Origin of the sequence: Tistrella mobilis KA081020-065 (assembly GCF_000264455.2) — a bacterium.
Lineage (GTDB): Bacteria > Pseudomonadota > Alphaproteobacteria > Tistrellales > Tistrellaceae > Tistrella > Tistrella mobilis.
The window spans coordinates 228606-241990 of sequence record NC_017966.1 but is presented as its reverse complement, the minus strand read 5'-3'; the positions used below and the strand labels follow the sequence as shown (position 1 = coordinate 241990).

Annotated in this window: 13 protein-coding genes; 11 read left to right on the top strand and 2 right to left on the bottom strand. The window is 70.2% G+C overall.

Going from position 1 to position 13385, the window contains the following annotated elements:
• Nucleotides 1–56: 56 nt before the first annotated feature.
• From TMO_RS21895 to TMO_RS21870, 6 genes are all read left to right on the top strand, one after another.
• Nucleotides 57–2438 carry a TonB-dependent siderophore receptor gene (locus tag TMO_RS21895; protein ID WP_014752983.1) on the top strand — a complete coding sequence of 794 codons (2382 nt, stop codon included), beginning with the start codon at nucleotides 57–59 and terminating at the stop codon, nucleotides 2436–2438.
• An 8-nt stretch (nucleotides 2439–2446) separates the two neighbouring features.
• Nucleotides 2447–3385, top strand: coding sequence for an ABC transporter substrate-binding protein (locus TMO_RS21890; protein ID WP_014752982.1), 939 nt, complete (start codon nucleotides 2447–2449; stop codon nucleotides 3383–3385).
• Nucleotides 3382–4161, top strand: coding sequence for an ABC transporter ATP-binding protein (locus tag TMO_RS21885; RefSeq protein WP_014752981.1), 780 nt, complete (start codon nucleotides 3382–3384; stop codon nucleotides 4159–4161). The genes TMO_RS21890 and TMO_RS21885 overlap by 4 nt, the downstream gene beginning before the upstream one ends.
• Entirely contained in the window at nucleotides 4158–6158 is a 2001-nt protein-coding gene (fhuB, locus tag TMO_RS21880) for a Fe(3+)-hydroxamate ABC transporter permease FhuB (protein WP_014752980.1), read from the top strand. The genes TMO_RS21885 and fhuB overlap by 4 nt, the downstream gene beginning before the upstream one ends.
• Nucleotides 6155–6904, top strand: coding sequence for a siderophore-iron reductase FhuF (fhuF, locus tag TMO_RS21875; protein WP_145978360.1), 750 nt, complete (start codon nucleotides 6155–6157; stop codon nucleotides 6902–6904). Before fhuB ends, fhuF begins: the two co-directional genes overlap by 4 nt.
• A 74-nt stretch (nucleotides 6905–6978) precedes the next feature.
• Nucleotides 6979–7929, top strand: coding sequence for a hypothetical protein (locus tag TMO_RS21870; protein WP_014752978.1), 951 nt, complete (start codon nucleotides 6979–6981; stop codon nucleotides 7927–7929).
• Here TMO_RS21870 and TMO_RS21865 read toward each other — a convergent pair.
• Nucleotides 7920–8690, bottom strand: a complete 771-nt coding sequence (locus TMO_RS21865; protein WP_014752977.1) for an SDR family NAD(P)-dependent oxidoreductase — start codon at nucleotides 8688–8690, stop codon at nucleotides 7920–7922. The genes TMO_RS21870 and TMO_RS21865 overlap by 10 nt on opposite strands.
• Before the next feature lie 134 nt (nucleotides 8691–8824).
• Here TMO_RS21865 and TMO_RS21860 point away from each other — a divergent pair, with 134 nt between their 5' ends.
• The 5 genes from TMO_RS21860 to TMO_RS21840 all read left to right on the top strand — a co-directional run bounded on the left by TMO_RS21860 (nucleotide 8825) and on the right by TMO_RS21840 (nucleotide 12677).
• Nucleotides 8825–9430 (top strand): TetR/AcrR family transcriptional regulator, encoded by a 606-nt coding sequence (locus tag TMO_RS21860; protein ID WP_014752976.1) that lies wholly within the window; start codon nucleotides 8825–8827, stop codon nucleotides 9428–9430.
• Nucleotides 9431–9529: 99 nt separating this feature from the next.
• A complete protein-coding gene (locus TMO_RS21855; protein ID WP_014752975.1) occupies nucleotides 9530–10597 on the top strand; it encodes an AraC family transcriptional regulator in 1068 nt (355 codons plus the stop codon).
• 94 nt (nucleotides 10598–10691) lie between these two features.
• Entirely contained in the window at nucleotides 10692–11168 is a 477-nt protein-coding gene (locus TMO_RS21850; RefSeq protein WP_014752974.1) for a hypothetical protein, read from the top strand.
• Between the two features lie 23 nt (nucleotides 11169–11191).
• The gene (locus tag TMO_RS21845; RefSeq protein ID WP_145978359.1) at nucleotides 11192–11626 is read left to right on the top strand and encodes a hypothetical protein; all 435 of its coding nucleotides are present in this window, start codon (nucleotides 11192–11194) and stop codon (nucleotides 11624–11626) included.
• Nucleotides 11601–12677: a CBASS cGAMP-activated phospholipase gene (locus TMO_RS21840; RefSeq protein WP_014752972.1), complete on the top strand. Its 1077-nt coding sequence runs from the start codon at nucleotides 11601–11603 to the stop codon at nucleotides 12675–12677. The genes TMO_RS21845 and TMO_RS21840 overlap by 26 nt, the downstream gene beginning before the upstream one ends.
• On the opposite strand, the gene TMO_RS21835 is transcribed toward TMO_RS21840, so the two are convergent.
• A complete protein-coding gene (locus tag TMO_RS21835; protein WP_014752971.1) occupies nucleotides 12662–13378 on the bottom strand; it encodes a Crp/Fnr family transcriptional regulator in 717 nt (238 codons plus the stop codon). The two genes, TMO_RS21840 and TMO_RS21835, sit on opposite strands and share 16 nt — an antisense overlap.
• Nucleotides 13379–13385 lie beyond the last annotated feature (7 nt).

The window sequence follows — 13385 nt, the reverse complement described above, 5'->3', positions numbered from 1 at the left end:
ATGAGACACATTCGCATGACAGGCCCGCCGACCCGGGTCTGAAGGAGGGAGCGGGAATGGCGACGATGCGGGGCAGTGCGGCCGGTGGCCGGCGGGTGGTTCTGGGGGCGACGGCACTGGTGCTGAGCGCCGTGGCGCTGGCCGGGCAGATGCCAGAGGCGGCGGCACAGGAAACCGGACAGGGCCTGCCGACCCTGCATTTCAGCATTCCGGCCCAGCCGCTGGATGCGGCGCTGGCGGCCTTCGGCGCCGCCTCGGGCGTGCAGCTGGCCTATGATGCGGGGCTGACCGCCGGGCGCCGCTCCCAGCCGGTGGACGGCACCATGCGCGCCGATCAGGCCCTGGCCCGGCTGCTGGCCGGCACCGGGCTCGACTACCGGTTTTCGGGGGCCGGAGCGGCCACCATCCTGGCCGCATCGGACGGCGCGGTCAGCCTGGGGCCGCTGGTGGTGATGGACGCAAAACTGGCCGGCGCCGTCGGCCCGGTCGACGGCTATGTCGCTAGCAACACCATCACCGGCACCAAAACCGCCACACCGCTGATCGAGACGCCGCAATCGGTGTCGGTGGTCACCGCCGACCAGATCGCCGATCAGAAGGTCCAGACGGTGGAGGATGCGCTGGCCTATACCGCCGGCGTTCAGATCGCCGGCTGGGGCATGGATCCGCGCTTCGACCAGATTCAGATCCGGGGCTTCAGCATCACCGAAAGCGGCGACTATCTGGACGGGTTGAAGCAGCCCAATACCGGCTGGCTGGCCTATTACCGCACCGACACCTACAACCTGGAACGGCTGGATGTGCTGAAGGGGCCGGCCTCGGTGCTCTATGGCCAGAGCGATGTCGGCGGGCTGGTCAACCGGGTCAGCAAGCGGCCGACCGGCGAGAAGATCCGCGAGGTCGAGTTTCTGACCGGCGACCCCTATCGTCTGCAGACCCAGTTCGACCTGGGCGACAGGCTGGTGCCCGATGGCAGCCTGTCCTATCGCCTGGTGACGGTGGCGCGCGACAGCGAGCGGACCATCAGCCAGATCGACGACGACCGGGTGATGCTCTCTCCCTCGCTGCGCTGGCAGGGCGACGCCACGGAGCTGACCGTCTACGGCCAGTATCAGCACGACCGCACCGGCGCCAGCCCGCGCCCGTACGACGATCCGGTGCAGGGACTGACCCGGATCTGGGGCGGCGACGAGAACTTCGACAAACTGGAGCAGACCCAGGTGATGGTCGGCTATTCACTGGCCCATGACCTGACCGACGACATCACGCTGCGCCAGAATCTGCGCTATGGCGAGGTCGACACCGACAACCAGTATCTGAGCCCCGCCGGGCTGCAGGCCGACGGCTACACCCTGAACCGGACATCGATCGGCGTCTATGAAACCATCCAGACGCTGGGTGTGGACAATCAGGCCGAGTTCCGCTTCGACACCGGACCGGTCAGCCACACCCTGCTCACCGGCCTGGACTATCAGTGGAATGACGGCACGATCGACTATCTGAGCGGCGACGCCCCCTCGCTGAACCTCAGGCACCCGGATTACAGCCAGTACGTGCCCCATCCCGACACCGTGCTGACGCTGAGCGCGGTGCGGACCAACCAGACCGGCGTCTACATCCAGGATCAGCTGGCGCTGGACCGGTGGCGGATGACGCTGGCCCTGCGCCACGACAACGCCACCAACCGCACCCGCGACCGCCAGACCGGCATCGTGACCCGATCGGAAGACGATGCCACCACCGGCCGCGTCGGCCTGCTCTACATGTTCGAGTCCGGCCTCGCCCCCTATGTCTCGTATGCGACCTCGTTCAATCCCGAATCCGGCACCGACGTCAACGGCAACCAGCTGCGCCCGACCGAGGGGGAGCAGATCGAGATCGGGGTGAAGTACCAGGCCCCGGGCACCAACTCGATCTACACCGCCTCGCTCTACGATCTGACCAAGACCAATGTGGTGACCCACGAAAACGGCAACTATCTGCTGCCGCGCCAGATCGGCGAGGTCCGCAGCCGGGGTCTGGAACTGGAAGCGGTGGCCGAACTGATGGACGGGCTGAAGCTCCGGGCCGCCTATGCCTATCAGGATATGGAGATCACCCGCAGCCTGGAGGGTGACCAGGGCAACCGGCCGACGGGCGTGCCCGAACATCTGGCCTCGGCCTGGCTGGACTACACCCACCAGACCGGCAGCTTCGCCGGGCTGGGCGGCGGCTTCGGCCTGCGCTATGTGGGCGAGACCTATACCGACACCACCAACAGCACCACGAATGGCGGCTATACCCTGGCCGATGCCGTGATCCACTACGATCTGGGCGGCGCCCGGCTGCAGCTGAATGCACGCAATCTGGGCGATCGCGAGGTGCTGGTCTGCCAGGACGGCTATTGCTATCGCGGCGAGGGCCGGACGGTGATCGCCAGCCTGCGCTATCGCTGGTGAGAGCGGCGGTGTCGCTCTCCCGCCGGCAGATGCTGCGCGGGGTGGCGGCCTTCGGCGGCATGGCCCTCGGCGGCCCTGCCGCCGGGGCCGCTGCCCCGCGCCTCGCCACGCCCGCCCCCCGGCGCATCGCGGTGCTGGATTGGGCGATGGCCGAGACGGCGGTGGCACTCGGACGGCCGCCGGTCGCGATGGTCGAGCCGGGCCGGTATCGCGACCGGGCGCAGGATCCGGATCTGCCCGGGGATGTGATCGATCTGGGCCTGATGACCCAGCCCGATCTGGAACGGTTGCTGCTGCTCCGCCCCGATCTGATCGTCACCGGCCACGGTCAGGCAGAGACGATCGGGCCGGCGCTGGCCCGCATCGCGCCGGTCTGGGAGGGGTCGATCTATACCGGCGACGGCGCACCGCTGGATGCAGCCTGCCAGGTGACCCGCGATCTGGGTGAGAGGCTCGGCCGGGCCGAAGCCGCCGAGCCGGCAATCGCGCGGGCCCTCGCCCGGATCGATGCCGCCGCCGCCCGGGTCGGCGAGGGCTTGCGCCGGCTGCCGGTCGCCGTGTTCATCTTTCAGGACCCGCGCCATGGCTGGATCGCCGACCGCAACGGCTTCATTGCGGCGGTGATGGCCCGGATGGGGCTGACACCGGCCTGGACCGGCCCGGGCAGCTTCTGGGGCTATACCGCCATCGGCATCGACCGGCTGGCGGCGCTGCCGGATTGCCGGCTGATCTATGCCGATCTGCCGGTGACCGAAACCGGCTGGACCACCGGGGCCTCGACCATCTGGCAGGCCTTGCCGCCGGTCGCCGCCGGCCGTGCCCGGCGGATCGGTCCGTTCTGGTATTTCGGCGCCCTGCCGACCATGGCCCGCTTCGCCGACCAGCTGGCGGATGCCCTGACCGGTGCCAGTGACGCCAGTGACGCCGGTCGAAGGGAGGCCGGATGACCGCTCCACTTCTGCAAATCAGCCGCGCCACCGTTCTGGCCGATGGCCGAAGCATCCTGACCGATGCCGATCTGGAGATCGGGGCCGGCGAGGTCGTGGCCCTGATCGGCCGCAACGGATCGGGCAAGAGCACGCTGATCCGGCTTGCCGCCGGCATCCGCCGGCCCGACCGGGGTCAGGCGCTTTGTTGCGGGGCACCGATCCACCGCATTCCACCCCGGCGGTTCGCGCGGCTGGTCGCCCATCTGCCCCAGACCCTGCCGCCGGCACCCAGCATGACCGTGCGTGAACTGGCCGCCTTCGGCCGCTACCCCCATCACGGCGCGCTGGGCCGGCGCAGCGCCGAAGATGCGGCCGCGATCGGCCGCGCCCTGGGCGGCACCGGGCTCGACGCCCTGGCCGATCGCGAGGTCGACGCGCTGTCGGGCGGCGAGCGTCAGCGGGCCTGGCTTGCCATGGCGCTCGCCCAGGAGGCATCGGTGCTGCTGCTCGACGAGCCGACCGCGGCCCTGGATGTGGCCCATCAGGTGGAGGTGCTGACCCTGGTCCGCAGCCTTGCCCGGGATCGCGGCCTGGCGGTGGTGATGGTGCTGCACGATGTCGACATGGCCGCCCGCTTCGCCGACCGCATCGTGGCGCTGGATGCAGGCCGGATCGTCGCCAGCGGCGGGGCCTGCGACATCCTGCAACCGGAGATGCTGCGCCGGATCTACGGGCTGGAACTGGGGGTGATGCCACATCCGGTTTCCGGCCGGCCGATGAGCTATCTGCCATGATGCCGCTGCCCTCGCGCCCGCTGCTCTGCCTCACCCTTCTGCCGCTGCTGGCCGCGGCCGGCCTCGCCTGGGCGGGGCTCGTGCCCCTGCTGCCGGCTTCGGGGTTTCTGCCCGCCGCGGGGATCGACCGGGTGATGATCCTGGCCGGCACCCTGCCGCGGATCGCGGTGGCGCTGCTGGCGGGCGCCCTGCTCGGCCTGGCCGGCACCGTGTTCCAGCAGGTGCTGCGCAATCCCGTCGCCGACCCCTCGACGCTCGGCGTTTCGGCCGGCGCCCATCTGGCGCTGGCCCTGGCGACCCTGACGGCGCCGTCCCTGCTGGGCGCGGGGCGGGAGATGGTGGCCCTGGCCGGATCGGCGGCGGCGATCGGGCTTACGCTCGCGATCGGCGGCCGCGGCGGGGCGGCACCGGTCCGGGTGGTGCTGGCCGGGCTGATCGTGACGCTGATCTGCGGCGCCGCCACCGGCTTCCTGACCGTGTTCAATCACGATTATCTGACCGCAGTGCTGATCTGGGGCAGCGGCTCGCTGGTCCAGGACGGCTGGTCTGCGGCAGAAACCCTGGCGGTGCGGCTGGTCCTCGCGGCGCTCGCGGCCGGGCTGCTGCTGCGGCCGCTCGCCCTGCTCGACCTGGGCGAGACCGGCGCGCAGGGGCTGGGGGTGCGGACCGCCCGCCTGCGGCTGCTGGCGCTGGGCCTTGCGGTCGCGGTCTCCGCCTCTGTCTCGGCCGCGGTGGGGGTGATCGGCTTCGTGGGCCTTGCCGCCCCGGCCCTGGTCAGGCTGGCGGGCGTCACCCGCCTCGGCCCCCGGCTGTTGGCGGCCCCCGCCACCGGTGCCGCGCTGCTCTGGCTTGCCGACGAGATCACCCTCGCCCTCGGCCGCATGCTCGACGGGCCGATGCTGCCGACCGGAGCCTTAACCGCGGTGCTGGGCGCGCCGCTGCTGATGGTGCTGCTCGGCCGCCGCGGCTGGTTGCCGCAGGCGCCGTCACCAGTGGCGCCACCACCGGAGACCCCGGCCCCCGACAGTCGCACCTGGCGCCCTGGTCGGATCTTCCTGGCCATCGGCCTGGCCGCCCTGGGCCTGGCGCTGACCGGTCTGCTGGTCGGCCGCGGCGCCGACGGCCTGCATCTGGCGACCGGGGCCGATCTGGAGGTGCTGCTGCCCTGGCGCTGGCCGCGTGTGGTGGCGGCGCTGGCGGCAGGCGGTCTGCTGGGCATGACCGGGGCGGTGCTGCAGCGGCTGACCGGCAACCCGCTGGCCTCGCCCGAAGTGCTGGGCCTGACCTCGGGCGTGATCCTGGCAACGGTGCTTTCCACCCTGTTCCTGGCCGGTGGCGGCAGCGGCCCCGCGCGGCTGGCCGCCGGTGCCGCGGGAGCGGCAGCCGCCCTCGCTCTGGTCATGGCCAGCGCCGCCCGCAGCCGCTTTGCCCCCGAACGGCTGCTGCTGGCCGGCGTCGCGATCGGCACCGCCGGCACCGCGCTGGTGGCGGTGGCGGCAGCAAGCGGCGACCCGCGCATGGCCGGGCTGATGGCCTGGATGGCCGGCTCCACCTGGGGTGTCGCACCCGACCAGGCGATGGCCGCGGCGGCGGGTGCCGTGCTGCTGCCGGCTCTTGCTCTCGCCATGGCCCGGCCGCTCGACCTGCTGGCGCTCGGCCCCGATGTCGCCCGGGGGGTGGGGCTCGCCGTGACACCCGTCCGGGCGCTGGCCCTGCTGCTGGTCTGCCTCGCCACCGCCGCCGCCACCGCTCTGGTCGGACCGTTGAGCTTCGTGGGCGTCATCGCTCCGCATCTGGCCCGGCTCTCCGGGTTCGGCCGCGCACGCGGCCAGATTTTGGCCGCGGTAATTGCCGGCGCCGCGATCATGATCGCGGCCGATCAGGCGGGACGGATGATCCTGGCGCCCTATCAGGTGCCGGCGGGGCTGATGGCGGCCCTGATCGGCGGACCCTGGCTGATCCTGTTGCTGGGCCGCAGCCCGCGGGAGGGAAGATGACCATGATCGCGGCGCTGCAGGGCTGCTTCACCGGCAGCTTCACCTATCTGTCGGGCGTGCTGGCCGCGGATGATCCGGCGGTGCCGACACCGACGGCGGCCGAACTGCTGGCCCGCCCGGATCTGACGGAAATCCTCACCCGCCGCTGCGGTCCGGCCGCCGTCCCGGCCACAAGGCGGGCCGCGGCATCGATGTGGAGCCAGTATTACTGCGGCGTGGTCGGCGTACCGGTGGTGGCGGCGGCGATGCTCGCCGGGAGGCGGCTGCCGATCACCCCCGACACCTGCCGGATCGCCTGCGATCCGACCGGCCAGCCCTGCGGCTTCCGGATCGCGGCCGATCACCAACTCGTCCCGGCAGGCGATCCGCTGGAGGTGATCGACAGCCTGATCAGCGATCACCTGCTGCCGGTCTTCGACCGCCTTGCCGAAGCGGGGCGGATATCGCCGCGTCTGCTGTGGTGCAATGCCGCTTCGATCCTGGCCTGGGCCGCCGGGGTTGGCGCGGAGATCCGCGGCGATGCCACCCTTGCCGCCCGCGCCCGGACCCGTCTGCTGGACCACGACCGGATCGCGGACGGGCTGGTCAACCCGCTGAAGGGCATGCTGACCAGGCGTCCGCCGGACGAGGTGCAGCCCGGGGAGGGCGCGTTCCGCCGCAAAATCTGCTGCCTGCGCTATCAGCTGGAGGGTTTTGCCGATTGCGGCACGCTCTGCCCCCTGCCCGGCCGCGGCGACTGCGGCTGACGGTTGCGTCCAGGCCGCCGGACGGTCAGGATCGGGGATATGGATCACCCACCGACCGACCGGAGGATGCGCCCTTGCCCGCAGACGCACCCCGCTGCCCGCTGGATGCGACCGGCGACGAGCTGGTCACGATTTTCCACCGCACCTTTCAGCTGCCGCGCCCGGACGGGTCGCTGCCACGAACCTTTCACGAGCTGGAACATGCCTGCCTGGACGCCGTGTTCACCGTCACGCCGCCCGCAGATCCGGCCCTGGCCGCGGGGCTGTTCGCCCGGCCAGGGCAGTATAAGGCCCTGGTGCGGTTCTCGGGCGGGCTCCTGCCGGATGAACGGCTGCCGGATGCGCGCGGGATGGCGATCGCCGTGTCGGGCATCGCGGGGGAGGTCTGCGAGGGCGCGCCTGAGGGCCGGCAGGATTTCGTGATGGTCGACCAGCCGACCCCGGCGATGCGCGATGCCGCCGATGCGCTGGTGCTGTTCCGGGCGATCGACGGCCATCTGAAGCCGACGCTTGGCCGCATGCTGCTGCCCGGCGCCGTGATGCCGCGCGGGCGGCTGCGCCTGCACTATCTGCAGATGATGGCCGACACGCTGCGCAACCACCTGAAGGGGCGCGATCTGGCCGGGCGGATCTATCATTCGGTGGCGCCCTTCGCGCTGGGCGCGGGGGCGATGAAGTTTCAGTGCCGGCCGGATGCCGCCTGGCGGAATGTGCGCGGCGGCAGCTTCGCCGAACGGCTGCGCAAGGCCTTCGCCCGCGGGCCGATCGGCTTCGATTTCCTGATCCAGCCCCGCCAGGGCGAGCACGAATCGCTGGATGACGGCATCGCCCGCTGGACCGGGCCGTTCACGACCGTGGCCCGGCTGGAGCTACCACCCCAGCCGGTGGAACCCGGGCGCGGCCGCGACACCGCCTTCACCCCCTGGAACGCCCTTGCCGCCCACCGGCCGCTGGGAGAGCTGAACCGGCTGCGGCGGGTGACCTATGCCGCATCGGCGGCAAGGCGCGGGGCGTCTCAGACCTGAATGCCGCCGGCGATGTCGATCACATCGCCGGTCATGTAGCCGCCATGGGGCCCGGCCAGGAAGCAGACCAGGCCCGCGACCTCGTCCAGCGTCGCGATCCGGCGGATGGGGTGCAGGTCCATCAGGGCGTCGGGCACGCTGTCGCCCACCTCTGCCGCCATGTCGGTGGGCATGATGCCCGGCTGGACGACATTGACCGTGATGTTGCGCGGCCCCAGATCACGCGCCGCCCCGCGGGCATAGCCGGCGATCGCCGCCTTGCTGCCGGCATAGTCGGCGACGCCTGGGAAGGGCACACGGCTGCCGAGCGCCGAGCCGATGAAGATGATCCGGCCGCCATCCGACAGCACCGGCGCCGCGGCGCGCGTGGTTGCGACCGCGCCGGCCAGATTGATCTGCCACAGCCGGTCGAGCCGCGCCGTGTCGGCGGCCGGATCGTCCACCATCTGGCCCAGCACCGAGATCGCGGCATTGTTGATCAGAATGTCGAGCCGGCCGAATTCGGCCATCACCCGGCCGATCAACGGTGCCGCCGCGGCGGTATCGGCCTGATCACTGCGGAAGGCCGCCGCGCGCACGCCCTGCGCCGTCAGATCGGCCACCACCGCCGCAGCCTTGTCGGCCGAGGCGACATAGCTGATCGCCACATCCGCCCCCTGATCAGCCAGCGCCCGCGCCACCGCGGCGCCCAGGCCGCGGGACCCGCCGGTGACCAGCGCCACCCTGCCCGCCAACATCTTCGAAGCTGACATCTTCGACATGAGACCTCCGTTTCCGGCGCTCCAGAGAGCGCTTCATTTCATACTAATCATTATGATAACGATTGGTATGAAATATGGACAGGAGCTGTCAAGCGCCTTAGGATGCAGCCGATGATCATTTCCGGACCGGGCTGATGGGGCGCCGTCGCGAATTCGATATGGACGAGGCGCTGGACGCCGTGATGTGCGTGTTCTGGCAGAAGGGCTATGAAGGCGCGTCCTATACCGACCTGACCCGGGCGGCCGGGGTGGAGCGGCCGGCGCTGTATTCGGCCTTCGGCAACAAGGAAGAGATGTTCCGCAAGGCACTGGCCCGCTATTACGAACGTCATCTGGACTACATTCCGGCCGCCCTGAACCTGCCGACCGCCCGGGAAGTGGCACGGCATATCCTGTTCAGCGCCATCGACCTCAACACCCGTCATCCCGAGCATACCGGCTGCCTGGGGATCAACGGGGTGCTGGCCGGGTCGGACGATGCGGAGCCGGTGCGGCAGATGCTGATCGAGGCCCGCGCCGCCGGCGAGGCGCAGCTTTGCGCCCGCTTCGAGCGGGCGAAGGCCGCGGGCGACCTGCCATCCGGCGCCCGACCCGACGTGCTCGCCGCCTTCCTGCTGACCACGCTTCATGGCATGGCGGTGCAGGCCAAGGCGGGGTTCAGTCGGGAGAAGCTGGAGGCGATCGCCGAACAGGCCCTCGCCGCCTGGCCCGCAGGCGGCGCCACACCCGAGGGCGGGTGATCCGGGGTCGCAATGCGCACTGCCTGCTTTACCCCGGGCGACTTCCGGTTTATCCCCTGACCCACAGGACAGGGGGCGGGCGAAGGGCCGGCGGGACGCATGACCACGGACAACGGATCCGGACAACGGAACACGGGCGAGGGCGATGTCCCGGCCGGCACGATTTCGGCCCATCTGGTGGCGGAAGCCCTGGAAGGCGCCCATCGGCTGCGGCTGGATACCGGGCCGGTGCTGCGATCGGCCGGCATCGACCCGGTCGCCCTGACCCGGCCGGGGGCGCGGGTGGATGCCGAAACCTATGCCCGGCTGTGGCGCGGGCTGACCCGGCTGCTGGACGATGAATTCTTCGCGATGAACCGGCGGCGGATGAAGCGCGGCAGCTTCGGCTTCATGTGCGCCACCGCGCGCGAGGCGCCGGATCTGGGCGCGGCACTGCGGATCATGACCCGGTTCATGATGCTGGTCTTCGACGATATCGACCTGCGCCTGCTGCGCCATGGCGCCCATGCCCAGCTGGTGATGCGCGGCCGCCGCCCCACCGGCGGGGCGCCCCTGCCCCCGCCGCGCGCCTTCGCCGATTTCACCATCTGGCTGATGCTGCATGGCGCCGCCTGCTGGCTGGTCGGCCGGCGGATCCCGATCCGCTGGATCGATGTCCGCGCACGGGTGCCGGCTTATACCGACGATTACCGACGGTTGTTCTGCAACGATCTGCGCTTCGGCCAACCCGACAGCCGCCTGGTCTTCGATGCCGAGCTGCTGGACCTGCCGATCGACCGCTCGCGCCGGTCCCTGACCCGCTTTCTGAAACAGGCGCCGGGCAATATTCTGGTGCGCTATCGCAATGCCGATGCCTGGCTGGTGCGGGTGCGCCACCATCTGCGCGGCCTGCACCCCGACGACTGGCCGGATATCGACAGCCTGGCCGCCGCCTTCGGCATCTCCACCGCCACGCTGCACCGCCGCCTGGCGGCCGAGGGCCAGAGCTACCGGGCGATCAAGGACGCGCTGCGCCTGGACATCGCCATCGACGTCCTCCGCGACCCCGCCGCCTCGGTCGCCGACGCCGCCGCCGCGGCCGGCTTCGCCGACCCCAGCTCCTTCCACCGCGCCTTCCGCAAATGGACCGGCCAGAGCCCGGGGCGGTATCGGGTGGAGGCGGGATAGGAACAAAGCAGGGGCAGGATCGCCGCAAGCGATTGATCGCACGCCTGAAACCCCCATATCATCGCAAGTGGTAACGACAGCCGGGGGGGGCGATATGGCAGAGCCTGACGACACGCTCGCTGCGGCCGCACGCCGGATCGATCTGGCCCGGCTGCGGGAACTGGCACAAGGGCCCGCCGGCGAAGGACTGGTCCGGATCGCACGGATCCTTCTCGACCTCTACAACACGCGGCAGGACCGGCGGTTGACGCTGGCCGAATTCGAACGCGATCCCGGCCGGGTTCTGGCGGATCTGGACAAGACCGGGCCTCTCGGCCTGACCGAAACCAGAGGCGACGACCCGGAAGCCGTGCTGATCGGCCGCGACCGCCTGGCCCTGCTGATCGACGCCCTTGTGACCACGCTCCAGCCCAAGCTGGCGACGGCGGGTGATCTTTACGAGCACCTGGCACATGACGGGCCGCCGCATGCGCTGGCGGCAAATCCGCCGTCCCTGTCTTATGAGATGCCGTCTCTCGCCGATGTGCTCGGCCGCCCCGTCATCTTACCGAAGCCGGAGCGGGGTTTATGATCCTGCCGGGGCCGAAGGAGACGATGCAGATCGTCGATGGCAGCAGGCAGCATCCCGCGCTGAGATTTCTTGCCGCCAACACATCCGAGCGCATCGCCCTTGCGGCCCCTGCCCTGGCCTTCGTGGCGGATCTGGCCGCAACCGCCGCGCCGGAAGACCGCCTCCGGTTCGAGAGCCGCCTGCAGGAACTGCTCGACCATACCGTCGGCAACCCGGCCTCCGGTCTCGCCATTCCGCCACCGCGCTATCTGCTGTTCACGGTCGGCCGGAACGAATTGCTGCTCCTGTCCAGGCTCCGCGCCATCCTCCCTGAGGTCTATCCGCATCTCCTTCAGACCATCGCCATCTGCCGTGTCCAGGATGCGGAGCTGCTGCTTCAGGACGGACCAAATGATCGGAAGATGATGGAGAAACTGTCGAGGTCCGGCCTTCATGTCACCGCCCGCTGGACCGATTGACGCCGGGGATCCGGCGACCGCAAGTGTTCTCGCCTTCCAGGGCGGCGGCTTCCTTGCCTATTTCTCGGCGCTCATGGCGTGCCGGATCGAGGAGATGATACCCGGCCGCCAGCCCGGGGCCTCCGTGGCCGGACATTTCGACCTGCTTGCCGGAACGTCGGCAGGTTCAATCATCGCCGCCGGCCTTGCCGCCGGACTGACGGCATCGGCGATTGCGAGGATCATGCAGCAGAACGGGGAGAAAATCTTCCCGAGGCGGAAGATTCTGGCGACCGCGCCGGGTATCCTCGGCGCCCGCTTCTCGCCGAAGCCGCTCCGCGACATTCTGACCGCCATTCTGGGCGACAGGCGGCTCGGCGATCTGGACCATGCCCTGTTGATCCCGACAATCAACGAGAGCCTGGGAAAGCCCGAGATCTTCCGCAGTTACGATCCGGATCAGGCACATATCTCTGTTGTCGATGTGGTGCTGGCCTCGGCCGCCGCACCGACCTATCTGCCACGCCACAAGATCGGGGATCACCACTACGCAGATGGTGCCCTCGTCGCCAACGGCCCTGCCCTGCTGGCCGCTCATGATCTGTCGCAGAGATTCCGCATCCCCTTCAATGCCCAGCGCATCGTCACCATCGGGACCACCACGACACCCCCGCAGCGAAGCTGGCGTCAGCGATTCACCTCCTGGGGTGTGGGCGGCTGGTTCGCACCACCGCCCCGCCTTCTGGAGCTGATGCTCGGCGGCCAGGTCGAGCTTCAGGCAAAGCTGCTCGCCGGACTCGCCCCCATGGAGCTGGTCACGCTCGACGATCATCTGACACCCGAAGAGGCCCGCCATGTGCACATGGTGCTGGCCGATGCCCGGGCGCGGAAAGTTCTGGAGGATGTCGCGGGGCGCTGCGCCGACGGTGTCACCCCTGAAACCCGCGACAAACTGCACCGGATCCTGTCACGCAGGCGCCGCCATCCGGCATTCGAGGACGTCCCCGGAACAGGCGAGAAGCGGCCGGTTCTGATCCGCCGTCCCGAGATACTCCCTCACCCCCCCGCATAAGCCTCTTCAACCAGCTGGCGCAGGCGGGCGGGGTCGAGCAGGACCAGGGCGCCGCGGCGGCGGTCGAGGAGGCCGGCGCGGGTGAGGGCTGCGAGTTCGCGGGAGACGGCTTCGCGGTGCGAGCTGATCCGGGCGGCCAGGTCGGCCTGGATCGGCGGTGGCGAGATGATCGCATGGGCGGGCTCGCGCGGGTCCGGGCGGGACTGGCGGAGCAATTCGGCATAGAGCCGGTGGCGGACGTTGAGGGTGGAGAATTCGGTGACGCGGGTCGCCAGCATCCGCACCTGCCCCGCCAACAGGCCCAGAACCTGGTCTGCGACCGGGGGATGGTCGTGGATCGCGCGGCGGAAGGTGGCCGCAGGCATCCGGGCGACTGTGGCGGCGGTGACCGCCTGGATGCCGGCAGAGCGCGGCTGGCCGTCGATCGCCGCCAGTTCGCCGAAAAACTCGCCGTCGCCGATGTCGCGCAGAATGACGCTCTGCCCGCCGGGCTGGCGGATCATCACCCGGACATGGCCGTGGACGACGAAGAAAACATCGGTTCCGTCGTCCTGATGATCTATGATCGCCGCGCCGGCATCCACCCGCCGCCAGCTGCAGGCGGCATCGAGTGCCGCGATCTGGTCGGGCGACAGCGCCGCGAACAGAGGGATACGTGCCAGGCTATCCCTGGCGGAACGGGGGTCGGTGCGTCTGACCATGCTGGGT

Bases quoted from the DNA above. Each gene is read 5' to 3' on its own strand.
- TMO_RS21895 (WP_014752983.1), top strand. From the start codon at position 57: ATGGCGACGATGCGGGGCAGTGCGGCCGGTGGCCGGCGGGTGGTTCTG.
- TMO_RS21885 (WP_014752981.1), top strand. From the start codon at position 3,382: ATGACCGCTCCACTTCTGCAAATCAGCCGCGCCACCGTTCTGGCCGAT.
- fhuB (WP_014752980.1), top strand. From the start codon at position 4,158: ATGATGCCGCTGCCCTCGCGCCCGCTGCTCTGCCTCACCCTTCTGCCG.
- fhuF (WP_145978360.1), top strand. From the start codon at position 6,155: ATGACCATGATCGCGGCGCTGCAGGGCTGCTTCACCGGCAGCTTCACC.
- TMO_RS21865 (WP_014752977.1), bottom strand. From the start codon at position 8,690: ATGTCGAAGATGTCAGCTTCGAAGATGTTGGCGGGCAGGGTGGCGCTG.
- TMO_RS21860 (WP_014752976.1), top strand. From the start codon at position 8,825: ATGGGGCGCCGTCGCGAATTCGATATGGACGAGGCGCTGGACGCCGTG.
- TMO_RS21855 (WP_014752975.1), top strand. From the start codon at position 9,530: ATGACCACGGACAACGGATCCGGACAACGGAACACGGGCGAGGGCGAT.
- TMO_RS21850 (WP_014752974.1), top strand. From the start codon at position 10,692: ATGGCAGAGCCTGACGACACGCTCGCTGCGGCCGCACGCCGGATCGAT.
- TMO_RS21845 (WP_145978359.1), top strand. From the start codon at position 11,192: ATGCAGATCGTCGATGGCAGCAGGCAGCATCCCGCGCTGAGATTTCTT.
- TMO_RS21840 (WP_014752972.1), top strand. From the start codon at position 11,601: ATGTCACCGCCCGCTGGACCGATTGACGCCGGGGATCCGGCGACCGCA.
- TMO_RS21835 (WP_014752971.1), bottom strand. From the start codon at position 13,378: ATGGTCAGACGCACCGACCCCCGTTCCGCCAGGGATAGCCTGGCACGT.